The organism is Bacillus sp. BML-BC051 (genome assembly GCF_019656175.1).
In the GTDB taxonomy this organism is placed as follows: Bacteria; Bacillota; Bacilli; order Bacillales; family Bacillaceae_G; genus Bacillus_A; species Bacillus_A mobilis.
Genome location: NZ_BPLI01000017.1, coordinates 229584 through 249174 on the forward strand (window position 1 = coordinate 229584; position 19591 = coordinate 249174).

The 19591-nt window shown below is 32.7% G+C and carries 18 protein-coding genes; all 18 read right to left on the bottom strand.

Features of this window, described 5'->3' with window-relative positions:
• Window positions 1–26: 26 nt before the first annotated feature.
• Window positions 27–971 (bottom strand): mannose-6-phosphate isomerase, class I, encoded by a 945-nt coding sequence (gene manA / locus K5S59_RS09125; RefSeq protein ID WP_120451012.1) that lies wholly within the window; start codon window positions 969–971, stop codon window positions 27–29.
• 31 nt (window positions 972–1002) lie between these two features.
• On the bottom strand, window positions 1003–2070 hold the full coding sequence (locus K5S59_RS09130) for a glycosyltransferase (RefSeq protein ID WP_120451013.1): 1068 nt from the start codon (window positions 2068–2070) through the stop codon (window positions 1003–1005).
• A gap of 41 nt (window positions 2071–2111) precedes the next feature.
• Window positions 2112–3497, bottom strand: coding sequence for a sugar phosphate nucleotidyltransferase (locus K5S59_RS09135; RefSeq protein WP_120451014.1), 1386 nt, complete (start codon window positions 3495–3497; stop codon window positions 2112–2114).
• 49 nt (window positions 3498–3546) lie between these two features.
• Entirely contained in the window at window positions 3547–4782 is a 1236-nt protein-coding gene (locus tag K5S59_RS09140; RefSeq protein WP_120451015.1) for a glycosyltransferase family 4 protein, read from the bottom strand.
• 14 nt (window positions 4783–4796) lie between these two features.
• Window positions 4797–5891 carry a glycosyltransferase family 4 protein gene (locus K5S59_RS09145; protein WP_120451016.1) on the bottom strand — a complete coding sequence of 365 codons (1095 nt, stop codon included), beginning with the start codon at window positions 5889–5891 and terminating at the stop codon, window positions 4797–4799.
• Between the two features lie 33 nt (window positions 5892–5924).
• Window positions 5925–7142, bottom strand: coding sequence for a polysaccharide pyruvyl transferase family protein (locus K5S59_RS09150; protein ID WP_120451017.1), 1218 nt, complete (start codon window positions 7140–7142; stop codon window positions 5925–5927).
• 52 nt (window positions 7143–7194) lie between these two features.
• Window positions 7195–8448, bottom strand: a complete 1254-nt coding sequence (locus tag K5S59_RS09155) for a lipopolysaccharide biosynthesis protein (protein ID WP_120451018.1) — start codon at window positions 8446–8448, stop codon at window positions 7195–7197.
• Window positions 8414–9940, bottom strand: a complete 1527-nt coding sequence (locus tag K5S59_RS09160; protein WP_120451019.1) for an O-antigen polymerase — start codon at window positions 9938–9940, stop codon at window positions 8414–8416. The genes K5S59_RS09155 and K5S59_RS09160 overlap by 35 nt, the downstream gene beginning before the upstream one ends.
• A 139-nt stretch (window positions 9941–10079) precedes the next feature.
• Window positions 10080–11156, bottom strand: a complete 1077-nt coding sequence (gene gmd / locus K5S59_RS09165) for a GDP-mannose 4,6-dehydratase (RefSeq protein ID WP_120451020.1) — start codon at window positions 11154–11156, stop codon at window positions 10080–10082.
• A 35-nt stretch (window positions 11157–11191) separates the two neighbouring features.
• The gene (gene fcl / locus K5S59_RS09170) at window positions 11192–12136 is read right to left on the bottom strand and encodes a GDP-L-fucose synthase (RefSeq protein ID WP_120451021.1); all 945 of its coding nucleotides are present in this window, start codon (window positions 12134–12136) and stop codon (window positions 11192–11194) included.
• Between the two features lie 27 nt (window positions 12137–12163).
• Window positions 12164–12793, bottom strand: a complete 630-nt coding sequence (locus tag K5S59_RS09175) for a sugar transferase (protein ID WP_438800485.1) — start codon at window positions 12791–12793, stop codon at window positions 12164–12166.
• A 71-nt stretch (window positions 12794–12864) separates the two neighbouring features.
• Window positions 12865–13746: a UTP--glucose-1-phosphate uridylyltransferase GalU gene (gene galU / locus K5S59_RS09180; RefSeq protein WP_120451022.1), complete on the bottom strand. Its 882-nt coding sequence runs from the start codon at window positions 13744–13746 to the stop codon at window positions 12865–12867.
• Between the two features lie 240 nt (window positions 13747–13986).
• Window positions 13987–14754 (bottom strand): tyrosine-protein phosphatase, encoded by a 768-nt coding sequence (locus K5S59_RS09185; RefSeq protein ID WP_120451023.1) that lies wholly within the window; start codon window positions 14752–14754, stop codon window positions 13987–13989.
• A gap of 106 nt (window positions 14755–14860) precedes the next feature.
• The gene (locus K5S59_RS09190; RefSeq protein WP_120451024.1) at window positions 14861–15562 is read right to left on the bottom strand and encodes a CpsD/CapB family tyrosine-protein kinase; all 702 of its coding nucleotides are present in this window, start codon (window positions 15560–15562) and stop codon (window positions 14861–14863) included.
• Window positions 15552–16295 carry a YveK family protein gene (locus tag K5S59_RS09195; protein WP_120451025.1) on the bottom strand — a complete coding sequence of 248 codons (744 nt, stop codon included), beginning with the start codon at window positions 16293–16295 and terminating at the stop codon, window positions 15552–15554. Before K5S59_RS09195 ends, K5S59_RS09190 begins: the two co-directional genes overlap by 11 nt.
• 275 nt (window positions 16296–16570) lie before the next feature.
• The gene (locus K5S59_RS09200) at window positions 16571–17248 is read right to left on the bottom strand and encodes a CpsD/CapB family tyrosine-protein kinase (protein WP_120451026.1); all 678 of its coding nucleotides are present in this window, start codon (window positions 17246–17248) and stop codon (window positions 16571–16573) included.
• 366 nt (window positions 17249–17614) lie between these two features.
• The gene (gene fabZ, locus K5S59_RS09205; protein ID WP_000931959.1) at window positions 17615–18049 is read right to left on the bottom strand and encodes a 3-hydroxyacyl-ACP dehydratase FabZ; all 435 of its coding nucleotides are present in this window, start codon (window positions 18047–18049) and stop codon (window positions 17615–17617) included.
• Window positions 18050–18544: 495 nt separating this feature from the next.
• On the bottom strand, window positions 18545–19546 hold the full coding sequence (mreB, locus tag K5S59_RS09210) for a rod shape-determining protein (protein WP_000457989.1): 1002 nt from the start codon (window positions 19544–19546) through the stop codon (window positions 18545–18547).
• Window positions 19547–19591: the final 45 nt, after the last annotated feature.

Below are 19591 nucleotides of genomic sequence, written 5' to 3' on the forward strand. Positions count from 1 at the left end.
CTAAAAATAAAAGAGAATTTATCATTCTACAAATGAGATACAATAGCGGCAATGTTCCCTTTTATAATAAAGTTTTCAATTGTTATTGGTAAAATAAAGTGATTACCCTTTTTAATAGAAAACTCGCCATCAATAGTGACCAATACGCCTTCCCCTTCAATTATACTCACTAATTGAAAGATTTCCCTTTGCTGAAATGATGCTTCCGCTTCAATTTCCCATTTATATACCGAGAAATATTCTTCATGCACATAAGTTGTAATTAACGCACCATTTCTCTCAATAATTTCTGGCTGAATGTGATAATCTTCATGTGGAATATTTGTAACCTGAATAGCTTTATCTAAATGCAATTCTCTTTTCTTACCATCCGCACCTATTCGATCATAATCATATACTCTATACGTAGTATCCGAACTTTGTTGTGTTTCTAATACTACTGTTCCTTCACATAAAGCATGGATTGTTCCACTTGGTACATAAAAGAAATCGCCTGGTTTAATAGAAACTTTACGAAGTAAATCATCCCAGTTCCCATCGTTAACCATCTCTTCAAATTCAGATTTTGTATAAGCATTATGGCCATATACTAATTGAGCATCTTCTTTACAATCAATAATATACCAACATTCTGTTTTCCCAAGCTCTCCATTCTCATAAACCTTTGCGAATTCATCATTTGGATGTACTTGTACAGATAGATTTTTATTAGCATCTAATATCTTTGTTAGTAATGGAAATTTATCTGATGAGCAATCTCCAAAAAGATGCTTTTCTTCTACCCATAATTCCCCAAGAGTTTTCCCCTCGTACAGGCCTCCCCTTACAACACTCATTCCATTCGGATGAGCTGAAATCCCCCAGCATTCTCCAATTGATTCACAGGATAAATCATAACCAAATTTCTGTAGTGATTTACCTCCCCAAATTCTTTCTTGAAGAATAGGTTGTAAAAATAACGGTGATTTCATTCTTGTATAAAACCTTCTTTCCTACTAAAAATTAAGATATAACAGATTCAAAAATGTGCGATACAACAGTATGAACCTCATTTTGATATATAGAACGCTCGGTATCCATGTACCTTCCAATATCTATACTCTGCAACTCTTCCCAAGTAATTAAGTTACATAACTTATTATCTTTTAGAAATCGGATCGTGTTTTGGTCCTCACTCATGCCTTTTCTATCAATAATTAATAACGGTTTATTTTGAAGAATCGCTTCACTAACAGTACCCCAACCTGCTTTTGAAATAATACAATCAGCTGCTGCTACATAATTTTGTGATTCCGTATAGTTCCTTTGGATTTTGTGCACATTATTATGTTCAATTTTCATATTATGAGACACGATAAAAACATATCTTTCATCATCCCAAAGTGGAAATGTAGTTATATCTCCTATATCAATTTTCATTCCTAATGGTATAAATATAATTTGTTTTTCACCTGTCGGATTTAAATTTGTCCTTAGCTTCTTTACTTCTAAGGGGTTAATTACTCTACTATAAAAATGAAACGGAGATGTATTTATCCTTGCAAAATTTTCTTCATTGCTTCCCGCTAACGTATAAAAGTAATCCATTTTTTTATACATATTTTTAAATACTTGAAGCGAATTATCCGGAATAATATTTTTATAAGCTGTATACCACGTGAAATTAGAAATACCTATAGACCGGACTCCCAACTTATCTGCTATTTCAAAAGCAATTGGTGAAATATCAGAAATAATACAATCCACAGAAAAAGCACTTAAAAAATCAATTTCATCATTAATCTTCTGTGGTAATTTCGCACAAAATTCTTCATACGACTGTTCCAAATTTTCTATATCTAAATTTAACGAATGCTCTTTTAGAATAAAACCAATATCAGTCTCCATATCATGAAAGATAACCCTATCTCCATACCCAGTTAATGATGTGCGAATAAATTGTAAGGCAAATGAATTACAAACAATAATCTGTACATCATTTCTTACACTCAACATCTCTCGAATAAGTGCAATACACCTTGTCGCATGTCCAAATCCATATTCTGAAACATAAAAAACAAATGTTTTCATAAATTTACCCTCAAAAAATAACAGCTAGAATATACTAGCTGTTACATAATTACTTGCGCTTGTGATTGATAATAATGTTTTAAAATATCGTCCCACTTTGTATACAAGCGAACGAAATCTGTATCCACTACTTCTTTCCCCGTTTGTACTTCAATAAATTCTAATTCACTCAATGCACGAATAGAGTGCTTTTTACCAGCCGGAATATGTACAATATCACCCGCCTTTACACGGCGAATATGATCTTCTAAAATAAGTTCTCCTTCACCACGAATAATTGTCCACACTTCATTCCTCAGATTATGGTAATGATAAGTAGAATTTTGATTTTCTTCTATACAAATTCTTTTTGTTACCATTTCTTCATTTTCATATTTTGCGTAATCTAGTACTTTCGACCATCCCCAAATACGTTCTTCATACATCGGTGGTTGATCAAATGAACCAATTAAATCTTTAATTTTTGGACTAGAAGCCTTATCTGAGACTAAAATACCATCTGGACTCGCTGCAACAACAACATCAGAAAGTCCAACAACTGTTACTGGAACCTCTAATTCATTGACTACATGTGTATTTTGAGAGTCCTCACTAATTACACCTTTACCAATTTGGGTTGTAGCCATTTCTTCCGTTAATGTATTCCATGTCCCTAGGTCTTTCCAATATCCACTATAAGGTAAAGCAACAATATGATTTGCCTTTTCTACCACTTCATAATCAAAACTAATTTTGGGTAAATCACTATAATGCTTAGATAAATCATGGTATAAAATTGGAAGATTCTTTTCTTCCAAAATATTAATAAGATAACGTAGCTTGAAGGCAAATACGCCACAGTTCCATAAAGCCTTTTGTTCAATTAATGTTATGGCCTTTTCTTCACTAGGTTTTTCTGTAAAACGCGATACATTAAAATGTTCACATGCAGTAACTTCTTCAGTTGGTACAATATAACCATACTTAGAAGATGGATACGTGGGCTCGACTCCCATAAGCGCTAAATCAGCATCTGAATTTTGCAACGCTAGCTCTAAATCTTTTACTCTTTCAAAAAAACTATCTTCAACATATGGATCTACTGGTAATACAATAACCGTTTCATCTAAATTAGTATGTTGTTCAGAAAATAGAAAAGCACTAGCAAGAGCAATTGCCGGGAATGTGTCTCTACGCTCCGGTTCAACAATTAACGGAACGTTCATTCCTAATTGGTTATGAATCATCTCTGTTTGGGTTTTTGATGTAGCAATAACTGCCGATTCATTTAAACCAACTGATTTTAATTGTCCCCATACGCGTTGTACCATTGACTGACGCATACCTTCTTCGTTTTCTAAAACTTTTAGAAATTGCTTCGAACGAGTGTCATTTGATAGTGGCCATAAGCGTTTTCCAGAACCACCCGATAAAAGAATTAATTTCATTAATAATGACCTCCCAAAATATAAAAAGGACTATCTAACATAGTCCTTTTTATAGAGATTGTAAAACTTCATTGTATTTTTGAATTGAAGTTTCTTTTTTTAGATTCTGTTCTAAATAATCTCTTCCTCTTATACCCATTTCTTTTCTTTCCTGGTCTTTCATATTATAAAAATGCTTAATTGCTTCTATAATTCCATTGTAATCTTGAGGTTCAACTACAACACCACAGTCACTATTTGTTATTAATATTTCTGCTTCACTTTCCCTCTCTAGTACACCAAGAATTGGCTTTCCTGCAGCCATAACTCCGTAAATTTTACTAGGAACTGAAACACCCTTAATACCTTTTTGATTAACAACTAGGTGTATATCCGCAACATTTAAAGAGTATTTTATAAACTCTTTAGGCTGATATGGAAGGAATAGAACATTCTCTATTCCATTTTCCATCACAAAGGCGTTCATATTTTCCTTCATAGCTCCTTCGCCAATAAATAAAAATACTAAATCCTCATAATGACTAAATTCCTTAGTTATTTTGATTATATTTTCTAAATCATAAAATAACCCTATATTTCCTGAGTACATAACTATAAATTTATTGTCTAACTTATTTTCTTTAATAAACTGAGCTACCATAGGATTATCTTTACTTACTGGAACAATTTCACCTTCGTTAGTCCAGTTATTAATAACAGAATGATTTGGAACTTTTTTTCCATCAAATCGTTTTTCTAAAGTTTTAGCCATATCATTCCCTACAACTATAACGTGATCAGAATAACTACAATTTATTTTATCTATTTTTCTAGCAATATTAAAAACAAATTTTTTATTAGTATAACTTACTGCCTCAGCTTGTTCAGGATTAAAGTCCTGGATATTGTATACATGTTTTGATTTTTTGAAGAATTTCCCTATAGTACCAACTATTCCACCTAGGACCGGTGGTTGTGAAATAGTATAGATTATATCAACATTCCTTTGTTTTAATAATGCTATAGTAGCTAATGTGAAGTAAGATAAAATATATTTCACCCTACTCATTTTTGATTTTTTATCCACTTTAGGGACGCGAACGCGTACAATATTTATCTTCTCTAATTTATCTTCTTCGAAGATTTTTTTAGTCTTTATAGCCTCTCCAGCGTATCCTGGTTGAGCTGCAATTACTGTAATATCAAATTTATCTTGTAACTCTAAACAAAGTTCCGTCATTAATTGTCCCGTTGATGCAAAGTCTGGATAAAAGTAATTAATAACAAATACAATTTTCTTTTTCATACTTCAATTCCCTCTTAATTCCTATCAAGTATTTGTATGATCTTACCTATATATTGTTTCATTGTATATTCCCTTTGAAATCTTAACCTACTATTACTGGCATATCTATCTAATAAATCCTTATCATTGATGAGTTTTAAAATGCTCTGTTTTATTGACTCTATATTTCCTTGCTCAATTATAATCCCATTATCTTCCACCAAATCAGGGATGGCTCCTCTGTTTGTTGAAATAATAGGTAATCCCGCTGCCATACCTTCAATTATTGATATCGGCTGTCCCTCAATAGGATAATTAGATGGTAGTATCATTACATGTGATTTGAGTAACAATTCTTTTTTCTCTTGTCCTGTCACAATCCCCTTATATGTAATAAAAGCATTTAGATTTTTTTCTTCTATACATCTCCAAATCTCATTAAATTCTTCTTGGTCATGAATACCACCAGCTAAGTCAAGCTTTAATTTATATCCCTCTTTAGTCAAATCCATAACAGCCTTAACTAGCTCAATATATCCTTTTTCTTTCATAAGATTGCTCAAATATACAATTCTAAAATAATCATTTTTTTGATAGGTACTCTTCTCTTCCTCTTTTATGAAATTCTCATCTATTCCATTAGGAACTATTTCGACACACTTTACTAATCCTCTATAATTAGAAATAAGTGATTTTTCTAACACAATTCCCACACTAACATTTCCAAGCACCTTTTTAGCAAACCTAAATTCCCTATTAGATAAATTATCTAACACATGTCCTAAATTATTTCCGTGCAAGTGAGTAACTGTTTTTTGACAAAAATGGTTACCCAAAACTAACATGATTAAATCCCTTATTAACCCTAATTTTGTTTGAGATATTGACAAATACATAATATCAATTTTACTAAATAACAATATTTTAAATAACTTAACTATCAAAAATAGATCATTTAAGATTTTTCCTACAGAAAATTTCCCTGCTTTTTTTACATTTTTTCTATTTGTATCTAAAATATTCACATTATATTTACGCTTTATATCAGCCGACTGAATTATAGAATTAATTGCTACACTTTCGCCATGAATAGGCGGGGGCACTGGACCGATAACCAATATTTTTTTCAAGACTATTCTCCTTATTTTTTAATATACCGTGTATTACGCTTCGTTCCTACCAATTTCTCGTAATAATTCCGATTGAATATTTGAAATTTCTCGATGTACATTATCAATTGGATAATTTCCAGCTTCAAGTATATTAATAATTGAATCATAAACCTCTCGTGATGAAAATTCTTGGACATCAAAAACATAGTCTCCTACGCCCATTAATTCAAAAGTACCCTTTGTCTTATATTGGTAAGCAAGAGCTAGTGTAGGTGTTCCGCTAGCTAAGGCAAATATTGTAGAGTGCATTCTACTTCCAATAAACACATCCATTTTTCCATATAAATTTACTAATTGTTCTGGCACATCAACTATTTTATCTAAATCTATAATAGAGCATTTATCGCTACCAATTTTATTTAATAATAGTTTTGAAACCTCTACATCAGTATCTCCTTCACCCACTGTAACTTGTGGAAAAATATAAAAACTTACATTTTTATATTTTTCTATTAAACTTTTACAGCAATCAGCGACTTTATTAACATATGATTCTATATCATTAAAATCAGAATTTTTCCTAGCAAATCTCCAATCTAAAAGTGTTAAGCCTACCTTATATGTAGATGTATCTGTCTCAATTTCTGTACATTTAACTTCTCTGGATGGCAAAATAAAACCAATATCAGGAATTTGCCTTACATTTTCCAACCCTAAGTTATCTAAAAGTTCTGTAGTGATTCTTTCCCGACTAATAAATGTATCCACATTTTGCAATACTGTTTTTACTAGCAGTTTATCAATTTTACTTGGTAATGGTCCTACACTTTGGGGAAAAGAGATAACTTTTTTATTCATCTTCTTAGCAAGCCAAACATGAAATAAAGAATTAAGTAAACCTACTCCTAATGGCCCTTTTCTTGAGGAATAGATATATCCTCCCCCCACACTAAATACTATATCTGCCTGTTCATAGTATTTTAAGACGTCTGAATTCCTACTGATTGAAAATTTCATATATTTCTTTAAACCACTAAAGTATCTTTGTAAGCTTGATTCATTTTTATTTAATGCCCAAATTGCTGGGACTGAATGAACATCATACTCTTTATAAAATTCTTCATTTTCTTTCCAATGGGACGACATTACGTAAATTTCAGCATTTTTATCATATGCCCTAATTAAATGAATCATTGATACAACTATCCCTGCATCTCCCCTATTATTTACAGAATAAGCATTTACAAGTAAGTATTTCTTTTTTTTCATTTTACACCTTTACCTTTTTCATATATTTATAGTAACTATAACGTAAGCAAAACTAACTACGAACACTGATGACTTTATAAAAAATCAAAATAAAGTATCCAGTTAATATGAAAGTTGCTATTAAAATCCCTATAATTGCCCCGTTTATGCCATATAAGCTAGTCAAAGAAACGCCTGCACTTAGCGTAATAAATGCACATAACAAATTTCCTACAAAAAATGGCTTAGTAATATTCATCGCTCTTAACCCAATTACTGATGGTCTATTCGCTCCTAATAAAAGTTGATATAGACCAAAGAAAATTGTTAAATAAGCAAATTCACCATAACTATTTCCAAATAAGAATGGATATATAAAATAAGCTATCACTGTCGCAGCTACAATAACTATAAACAGGGGGAACATCCTATTTCTATAAAAATTATTAATATATTTTTTCAGTTCCAAAGTACCTTGATTAAAAACAATCTTTGAAGCTTTTGGTGTAGCCTTATTTTCAAAAAGCACTAGTAAAATTGTTACTAAACCTAACAAATTCATGCTTGTGCGTAATCCACCTAGTTCAACATCCGATATAATATTAGCTATTAAAACGAAATATCCTTGCGTACACGCCCAATAACATACGCTACCAATCACAGTCCATTTAGCATACTCCCAATGTATAAATAAGACTCTCTTTTGAGGTTTAAAAGTAGAGCCTTCTCCTCCATTTCTTTTCCTTTCACGTCTGACTAAAATAAACACTATTAAGATAGCAGTAAGATAGCTTATAAATAAAATGAACAAGCTGCTGCTAACATTTAATTTTGTTTGCATAATTATATTTCCCAATAAGAATGTTAAAACTAACGTAATACTTCCAATTAGTATGTACACTAGTTTATCAATAGCATAAAATACTTTGCGTATTAATTCATATATGCTCCACACAATAACGATCAAAATCCCAAAAATCATTTCATATATATCCATTGATTTGACAAATACATGCAAAATTAATAATGAAATTACACCAAAAAAACAACTACTGATTATATTAAAAAGCAATAAATTTTTGATATATAGCTCTTTCATACTTTTGAATTTTGTTGGTAAAAAAACTAAAATGGGAGAAGCCCAAATACCCGTCACAATTAAAAAAACTAAACCTATACCTGAAAATATAATAATAAATTTTGCAAATTCATTAGGATTCAACAAATTTCCGTAAACTATTATAATAATAAAATTCAATAGAGAAGTTAAGGATTGTTCGATTAACCCTTTATTAAGTAATATTTTTTTGAGCTTTAGCATTAACATCTGTATTCATCCTAACCATAGATTCTGTCTTCTTTTTCTTATTACCAATTCCTAAGAAAAGCAATACTAGGATTATAGGTGCTATATCCTGTATATAATAAACCCAGAAATTAAATATATCCCCACGGATTAAACTAATAACCCTTACTATAGTTATGGTATAAATAAAGAAACAAATTACACTCTGATTCATGATAAATCTTTTATACATTACTCCTAAAACTAAAGCCAAAATGAACATTCCTACTATTATTCCCAATAGGCCGAAGTTTAAATACATCTCTCCAATATAAGAAACATTCACTTCAACATTGTTAGGATAATAAAAATGCGGGAAAAAGGTTTTTGTGAAATATGCCATAGCTCCATGCCCTTTTTCCGGATATAAACTTCGAGGTATTGGTGATACTAATGCAGCTAACAAAGTCTCACCGTATAGAAAAGTATATTGTGCCTTATTCGCTAGTAAAGTCAATAAAGCATCAAACTGTAAAACATCATATCCTCCAAAGAAGTACCTCGGGAAATCTTTAATTGCATTAATTAAGATCGTAAACGTTGATAAATCATCATTAGCTTTGAAATACTTATCTCTCAAAACAACACGGTATACTATTACTACGAAAAAAAATAACGTGCCACCACCTATAATTGAGGTTGTAACACTTACTTGCTTCTTCAAATAGTGCACCATAATAAAAAGTGTCATTACTCCGTATAAAATTGCGGATCTTCCACCTGTTAACAGCAATAGGGCGATTGAAACTATTAAAAATATAAGCCATATTAACAGGTTTTTTTTATTATATCTTCTTTCACTTAATATCCTCGCAGTGTACACAAACAATAAAATTTTCGACATATTTGCAATCATTAACAAGTATCCTAAATCTTTCAAATACACATTCCTCAATGCCAAGGAATCTAAATAATTTGTTATACCACCAGCTCTTTCAAATAAAAATAGGATTGTACTTAATGTAAAGATTATTGAAACTACACCAAGTATATTTAAAATCCTACTTTGTAACACAGAATACAAATTCTCCTTAAATTTAGGTTTTATTTTTTCAAAATAGTCATGTCTTTTAGCCGATAGGAAGAAATGTAGTGTTATGTTATAAACAAATATTGATATTAGACAATAGAGATTTGCCTCATTAAATGCCCTAATTTCAACATCAGTTATAGGATGTACGTCAAATTCCCCTACACCTACCTCGCCAGTAAACAGAATATATACAGGTTTCAAAATGTATATAAAAATAAACAATACATTTGGAATAATAAAAGGAGAAAATATATCGAAGGTTTTTTGTACTCTCACATGATAGCCTATTGAAATTGCTATAATAAAACTAGACATTAATATACATATATATCCATAACCCAAAGAAAACCCATAATTAGAGTAATAAATATATATAGGCACTAGAATACCTATTATAAAAGAAAAAAATAAACACATTCTCATTTGCTTTTGTTTAATCATTTTTTCACCATTATATTAAAGTACAAAAGATAAGTTTAATAATAAACTTATCTTTTGTACAAACTTTCTATATATTCTCAAAAACAAATCCTTGCTAAAGTCTTTTTCTAAAACTATGTTTTAAATAAAAAACAGGATATTAATCAAACATCTTTCTTAGCTTTTCTTCCTTCGCAACCTTCCTCATGTCTTCCACTACCATAATACGAACAAGCTCTTCAAATGATGTCTTTATTGGATTCCAACCTAATAACGTTTTCGCTTTTGTTGGATCTCCCAGTAATTGCTCAACTTCAGCTGGACGGAAGAATTTAGGATCTACTGCTACAAGTACTTTACCTGTTGCTTTATCGATACCTTTTTCGTCTACACCTTCTCCTACCCACTCAAGCTCAATACCTACATGTTTGAATGCTAATGTAGTGAATTCACGTACTGTATGCATTTCACCCGTTGCGATGACAAAGTCTTCTGGCTTATCATGCTGAAGGATTAACCACATACATTCTACGTAATCTTTTGCATAACCCCAGTCACGAAGTGAGTCTAAGTTTCCTAAATATAATGTTTCTTGTTTCTCTTGTGCAATACGTGCTGCTGCAAGTGTGATTTTACGTGTTACGAATGTTTCACCACGACGTTCTGATTCATGGTTGAATAGAATTCCATTTACTGCGAACATATTATAAGATTCACGGTAGTTCTTTGTAATCCAGAAACCGTAAATTTTTGCTACACCATAAGGAGAACGTGGATAAAATGGCGTTGTTTCTTTTTGTGGTACTTCTTGTACTTTACCATATAGCTCAGATGTTGATGCCTGATAAATACGAGTCGTTTCTGTTAGTCCTAAAATACGAACCGCTTCTAAAATACGTAATGTTCCTACGCCATCTACATCTGCTGTATACTCAGGTACGTCAAATGATACTTTCACATGTGATTGTGCACCTAAATTATAAATTTCATCTGGACGAATTTCACTAATTAAGCGAATTACATTAGATGTATCTGTAATATCACCATAATGTAGGTGGAAATTTTCTTGATTATTTAAACCTTCAATTTCTTCATTTACTAGGCTCTCAATACGATCTAGATTATAAGAAGAACTACGACGAATAATACCGTGTACTTCATATCCTTTTTCTAATAAAAACTCTGCTAAATATGATCCGTCTTGTCCTGTTACGCCTGTAATAAGTGCTTTTTTCATAATATCCTCCAGTTATCTCTATTAATCTTTTATTATTATTTTCTTACTAATTCTTTTTCTGTCTGTAGAAACCAATCATATGCTTTCTTTAAACCTTCATCTAAAGAAGTTGTTGCCTTCCATCCTAATGCATTAATCTTAGTCACATCTACTAACTTACGTGGAGTACCATCTGGTTTAGAAGTATCAAAACGAAGCTCACCAGTAAAACCTACTGTAGCTTTCACTTTTTCAGCAAGTTCCTTAATTGATAAATCTTCCCCTACACCAATGTTTACAATTTCATTACCTTCATAGTTATTCATTAAATACACGCAAGCATCTGCTAAATCATCAGAGTATAAGAACTCACGTAACGGAGTACCTGTTCCCCAAACTTCTACAAACTCAGCATTATTTTCTTTTGCCTCGTGGAACTTACGAATTAAAGCTGGTAATACATGTGATGTATGTAAGTCAAAGTTATCATTTTCGCCATATAAGTTTGTTGGCATTGCTGAAATATACTTTGTACCATATTGACGATTATATGATTCACACATTTTAATACCTGCAATTTTCGCAAGTGCGTATGGTTCATTCGTTGGCTCTAATTCACCAGTTAATAAGTATTCTTCTTTTAACGGCTGTGGAGCTAATTTCGGATAAATACAAGTACTACCTAAAAATAGTAACTTCTCTACACCTGAACGATAAGCTGAATCGATTACGTTCGTTTGAATCATTAAATTATCACGAATGAAGTCCGCTGGATATTGATTATTTGCAACAATCCCACCTACTTTAGCTGCTGCTAAAAATACATAATCAACTTTCTCTGTCTGGAAAAACTCTTCTACTTGTCTTGGATCACGTAAATCTAATTCTTTACTTGTTTTATATACTAAATTTGTATATCCTTGTTCTTCTAATTTACGTAAAATAGCCGAACCAACTAATCCACGGTGACCTGCTATATAAATTTTTGAACTTTTATCCATTCGTTTTTCTTCCTCTCTGTGTATAAATTAATAAGCACCTTTTCTTAATATAACTAATAGACATGTTTGAACTAATATTTTCAAATCTAATAAAAGAGATTGGTTATATACATAATATAACTCTATATCAACTCTCTCTGGATAACCTACATTACTTCTTCCACTAACTTGCCAATATCCTGTTAATCCTGGTTTAACAGATAAAAATTCGGATTTTCTTTGTCCATATTCTCGCAATTCCTCTTGCACCACAGGCCGTGGCCCAACAAGACTCATATCGCCTTTGAGAACATTAATAAATTGCGGCAATTCATCTAAACTTGTTTTCCTTAAAAATCTCCCAATACCAGTGATACGTGGATCTTCTTCTGGTTCAAGTTTATAATTATTTTCTACATATTTTTTATATAAAATTTCATTTTTCTTTAATTTACCCTCGGCATCCACTACCATTGAACGAAACTTATAAATGTAAAACTCTTTACCATCTTTTCCAATTCGTACTTGTTTGAAAAACACCGGCCCCTTTGCTTCTCCCCTCATATACATAATTGGTATTAATATAAATAATGGAGAAAAAATAATTAATCCAATAATAGCTCCTAGAATATCCATGCATCGCTTCGAAAAAATATACAGTGCCCCTGTCTGTTTAATCTCCTCAGAATTTTCTTGTGCTGATTCATTTACTAACCCTTGATTTTTCAACTTTCCACCCACCTTATATGCTAAGCATACATATTTTTTTCTCTAATTAATTCATCCATGTATTTCATTAATTCCACTTTTAATTCCTCATGCTGGAGCGCCATCTCAATCGTCGTCTTAATAAACCCAAACTTCTCTCCAACATCATAACGAGTACCTTCGAAATCATATGCGAACACACGCTGAATTTCATTTAACCGTTGAATGGCATCTGTTAATTGAATTTCTCCACCAGCACCTGTCTGTTGATTCTCAAGGAACATAAAGATTTCCGGCGTTAATACGTAACGCCCCATAATTGCTAAATTTGATGGTGCTGTACCTTGTGCTGGCTTTTCAACAAATTGACGTACTTGATAACGACGGTCATTTTGTTCAACTGGATCGATAATACCGTAACGATGTGTTTCATTTTCAGGTACTGTTTGTACACCAATAACTGACGACTGTGTACCTTCATATTGATCCATTAATTGACGTAAACATGGCGTCTCTGCTTGTACAATATCATCACCAAGTAAGACCGCAAATGGTTCATTTCCAATAAACTTACGTGCACACCATACTGCATGTCCAAGCCCTTTCGGTTCTTTTTGTCTTATGTAATGGATATTAATTCTTGAAGAAGCTTGCACCTTTTCAAGCATTTCATACTTTCCTTTTTCTAAAAGGTTTTGTTCTAGTTCGAATGAATGATCAAAATGATCTTCAATCGCGCGCTTTCCTTTTCCAGTCACAATAATAATGTCTTCAATTCCTGATTCTATCGCTTCTTCTATTATGTATTGAATTGTCGGCTTATCGACGATCGGTAACATTTCTTTCGGCATCGCTTTCGTTGCTGGTAAAAATCTTGTTCCAAGACCAGCGGCTGGAATAATTGCTTTTCTTACTTTTTTCAATTGTAGTCCCCCTACATTCTTTTATTTGTATGTAACAATAACAAAAACCCTACCTATAGAGTCATGTTTATAACTCCATAGGTAGAGTTTCTATACAAATAAATTATGGGCATCCAACCCATCCTCACGTCATACTCCCGACGACAAGCGTCTAAGGTAGGTTCGAAATAAAAATTTCTACCCACAGCACGACCGAGTGCCTCCGTTGATAACGGTTAGGAGACATCACCTGTTCTTTATTTAAAAGATGCCAAACAACTTTTTACGACGAATTTGTTCTGGATCTTCTTTATAAATTGCTTTCCCGCTAATGATTAAATACGGATTCTCTCTTAAATCATTCATAACAGTTGCGTCGAATTCTTTCTCTATTAATTCGTAGCTTTCTGCTAGATGAAATCCTCTTGATGTTGTGTTATGTGCATCTGATGCGATCATATGGGTTAAATTATGTTCTACAAGCTGTAGTGAAAACTTTTTAATTTTTTTACCAAACTTACCTAGTAAACTACCTGCTGTCACTTGTGTTAATGCCCCTTTATTTACAAGGTTATATAACTTATCTGGCCGCTCGATTAACTCGGCATTACGTTCAGGATGAACGATAATTGGGATCATTCCTTTTACACGTAGTTCATAAAATAGTTGTTCTGCATAACGAGGTACATGATTAGATGGAAATTCAATGAATATGTATTTGTTTGTTTCATTTAAAGTAACGATTTTACCAGCTTCATAATCTTCTAATAAATCACCGTATAACCTGACCTCTTGCCCTGGTAAAACTTTCAGTGGGATTTCATGTTGTTGCAATTCATCATTTAATTGCTTCACTTGATGAATAATAGAAGTACGCTCATTTACATATTTTCCATTTTGATGATGTGGCGTTGCGACAATTGTATGTATTCCTTCTGCCACAGCATGTTGTGCCATCGCTAAACTATCTGTTACTGTTTGTGCACCATCATCGATACCAGGTAAAATGTGACAATGTAAATCTATCATTTGTTTCATCCTCCCTCTCATATAAATCTTTTTTCCCTTGAATATGAGATGTCTCATATTCAAGGGAAAAAAGGAGATATGTTCTTGTCATATCTCACTCTTTTAATTAGTTTGCACCGTAGTAATAATATAAGCCCTGCTCACGTTCACGATCGTTCAAGACAACGCCTAACAATTTACCTTTTGCTGATTCTAGCAATCCTTTTGCTTTTACTGCTGTTTCTTTCTCTGTCGATTCACTACGAACGACAAGAATAGAAGCATCACATACATTCGCCATAATCTGTGCGTCAGTTACAGCTAAAATTGGTGGTAGGTCAAAAATAACTAAATCATACATACTGTATGCTTGTGCAAGAAGCTCTTGCATCGATTTTGAACCTAACAGTTCCGCGGGGTTTGGTGGGATAGGACCACACGCTAAAAAGTGTAAATTATCAACTGATGTTTTTTGTACACATTTTTCTAAACGTTCACTATGTGTTAATACATTCGTTAGCCCGAAAATATTATCGACTTGAAACATTTGATGCATCGCTGGCTTACGCATATCTGCATCAATTAATAATACTTTCTTTCCTTGTTGTGCGAATACGACTGCCATATTCGCTGTTGTCGTTGTTTTCCCTTCACTTGGGTTCGCAGACGTAACCATTAATGAATGTAAATTCGTATCTACTGCTGCAAATTCGATATTTGTTCGAATATTACGATACTGTTCTGAGATTGGTGATTTCGGTTGTTGATGAGCAATTAATTGACGACGTTGACGATGATTTTTTTTCTTTTTAAATAAATTAAGAGCCAATTGTTTGTCCCCTCACTTTTCTTGATGATGGAGCGTGTGATTTCACATTCGTTATTTCTTCATCCATACGAGCTACAATACCTAACACTGGTAAACCAAGTAAGTTTTCTACATCTTCTTCTTTTTTCACTGTGTTATCTAAGTATTCTAGTAAGAATGCAAGACCAACTGAAGCCATTAAACCAACAACAAAGGCAATTACTACATTTAACATTGGACGTGGCTTAATTGGAGATTGATTTTCTGCAACTTCCGCTTTAGATAGTACTGTTACATTATCCACATTCATAATTTTTGCAACTTCACCTTTAAATACATCTGCAGTTGCATTTGCAATATCTCGAGCTAATTTTGGATTTTTATCCTCAGCTGTTACAGAAATGACTTGTGAATCTCTTTCATTCGCAACATTAATCTTCTTCGTTAAAGCTTGTGGTGCCATATTTAAATTTAATTTTTCATTCACTTGCTCTAAGATTACTGGACTTTTAATAATAACCTTATATGTATTCGTTAATTGAATATTCGTTTGAACTTCACCAGCTTGAATCATTGCACCCTCTTGCTTCTTCTGATTAACAAGAATTTGCGTCGAAGATTGATAGATTGGTGTCATGAAGAAGAAGCTAATGATAGCACTTACTATAGCGGCACCAAAGGCGATTACGAGGATCATTGCTAAACGTTTTTTTAAAATATGAAATAACTCTTTCAAACTAATTGTTTCTTCCATAAGTTCCTCCAACTTTCTAAAATTTGCACATAAGAAAAATTATAACATATAAATCTTACATTTTTTTATTTTAGTAATATCTATGTACGATTGTTATTTAAAAACATATATAATCTTACAAAATAATCTTAAATATGACAACACATTCCATCAAATTTCCAAAATTTCCATTATATCATGATTTTTATATAAAGCAATAAAGAATTTTATAAAAATTCAAAAAGCCGATAAAATTATTTATCGGCTTTAAAATTTATTATTCTATACACTATTTCCTAATAATATCCATATTGTTCTTTTTCTTCTCTTTTATCGTTTAAGACGACACCAAGTAATTTACCGGACGCTTTGTCTAATATTTGCTTCGCTTTTACAATTTTATCTTTTTCTGTTTTTTCACTGCGTACGACAAGTACAATTCCATCGCATTTGTTCGCAAGTAGTTGTGCATCGGTAACCGCAAGAACGGGTGGTGTGTCGATTAGAATAATATCAAACATGTTATATGCTTCTAGTAATAGATCGTCCATTCCCCGGCTACCTAGTAGTTCAGCTGGGTTTGGCGGGATTGGACCTGCTGCCATTAAGTATACATTCTCTATATCTGTTTTTTGAATGCATTGCATTAGTTTCGCTTGTCCTGATAATAGGTTCGTTAATCCATTTGAACTGTGAATGGCAAATAAGTTTTGAATCGTCGGCTTGCGCAAGTCAGCTCCAATTAATAAAACTTTCTTTCCTTGTTGACCGAAAACAACTGCTAAGTTTGCGATTGTCGTTGTTTTCCCTTCACCTGGATCTGCTGAAGTAACAATAATAGAACGAACATGATTATCTACAGATGTAAATTCAATATTTGTACGAATGTTACGGTATTGTTCTGCAACACGTGATTTAGGCTCTTTATGTGTAATTAATTGTCGTAATGGTTTTCTTTTTTTTCTCCCGAACATGTTATGATCTCCTCTTTTCAAAATGCGACACTTTCCCCTTTATCTCTCTATGTCCGATATGCTACGCCCATTTTTCATTTACTGATACTGTTAAAATTACCCATCACTTTCCTCTACAATTCATCATAACCAATCATCATAAGCTTTGTCCTATCTCATAACATTCATAATGTGACAACCGCGTCTCTATTTTTATCGCGCTATCATTTATCTTAATTTCAAGATATTTATAGCGTCATTATATATGAACTTCCATTCATTTACAATAAAAATTCTGATTAATCTGCATTTTAATATTTCGAACAAAAAATACATGAATTAAAAAAATTCTTCCGCCTATTGCAGAAGAATTTTTTTAATTCACATCTATTCTTTTTTATCACCAATCGCAAATGTAATTTCAGCTTCACATGCAACTTCACCATCTACTGTTGCGATTGCTTTTCCTTTTCCGATTGGACCACGTACACGTGTCATTTCTACTTCTAGACGAAGTTGATCACCTGGACGTACTTGTTTTTTGAAACGACAATTGTCGATACCTGCGAAGAAAGCAAGTCTTCCGCGGTTTTCTTCTTTCTTTAATACCGCAACTGCTCCAACTTGTGCCAATGCTTCTACAATAAGTACACCAGGCATAACTGCATAGTCAGGGAAGTGTCCGTTAAAGAATTCTTCGTTTGCGGATACATTTTTAATTCCAACCGCTCGTTTTCCTTCATCTACTTCTAATATTTTATCAACAAGTAGAAATGGATAACGGTGAGGAATGATTTCTTTAATTTGTTCTATATTTAGCATGTAACAATCGCCCCTTTTGTAATATTGGTCTTACCACTTGGACATATTGTTTATTATCCCATTTTGTTTATTGTTTGTCATTAAAAAGTGCAATTTCACTTCCTATTTATAAAAAAATGCACACACTCTATTCCATTAAAATAGCTGCATATACTTGCAACTGACACGGAGGTAGAAAAGAGTGTATGCCCAGATTAGGGAAAGGCAATATGTATTGAAACATTATTTGCCTTAATGTCGTATTCGACTCATTATATTATAAACGTTTTCAAATAAGGAAATATTAAATTTAACCATATATATGAATATTTTACCTGTTTTCTTCATTTTTCTTTATTTTTCTTCTATTTTCTCAATAAATCAAAATGAAATAAAAAAATAAAAGAATACAAAAACAAAAAAGAACTAAGGTGTTAACCGTAGTTCTTCTCATCTTCCACGCCTTTTGCGAGCTAATAATAAGCGGGGGATGCCCCCACTTATTAAAATTTCACTTTATCGTAAAGCACGCTTTGGTAATTTATCAATATTCTCTAACATAATACCTGTACCAACCGCAACGCAGTGCATTGGGTTTTCAGCAATTAATACTGGTACTTTTAGTTCTTCTGCTAGAAGCATGTCGATACCGTGTAGTAAAGCTCCACCGCCCGTTAGAATAACACCGCGGTCGATGATGTCCGCAGATAGTTCTGGTGGTGTGCGCTCTAGTACGCCTTTTGCAGCTTGTACAATGATAGCTGCGTCTTCTTTTAGTGCTTCTGTAATTTCTTCAGAGCATACTGTAATCGTGCGTGGTAAACCTGTTACCATGTCACGTCCGCGAATTTCAAGCTCTTCGCTACGTGCACCTGGGAATACTGTACCAACTTTAATTTTAATATTTTCTGAAGTACGTTCTCCAATTAACAGCTTATACTTACGTTTAACGTAGTTTAAGATTTCCATATCAAACTTATCGCCAGCCATTTTGATAGAGGAAGAGGTAACAATATCACCCATAGAAAGTACAGCGATATCTGTTGTACCTCCACCAATATCAACAACCATGTTACCGCTTGGTTGGAAGATTTCCATACCAGCACCAACTGCGGCTACTTTTGGTTCTTCTTCTAAAAATACTGTTTTACCACCTGAACGTTCAGCAGCCTCACGAATTGCTTTTTGTTCTACTGATGTGATATTTGTTGGACAACAAATTAAAATACGAGGTTTTGAAAAGAAGCTCTTTACGTCCAATTTGTTAATGAAATACTTTAACATTGCTTCTGTAATTTCGAAATCTGCGATTACACCATCTTTAAGTGGACGAATTGCTACAATATTACCAGGCGTACGTCCCACCATACTTCTTGCTTCTTCACCTACTGCTAATACTTTACCTGTGTTACGATCAATTGCAACAACAGATGGCTCATTTAATACAATACCCTTACCTTTAACATGGATTAATACGTTAGCCGTACCTAGGTCAATTCCGATATCTCGCGCAAACATTCCCGTTTTTTCCTCCTCGATATTCAAAATCAGGTTACACCCGAA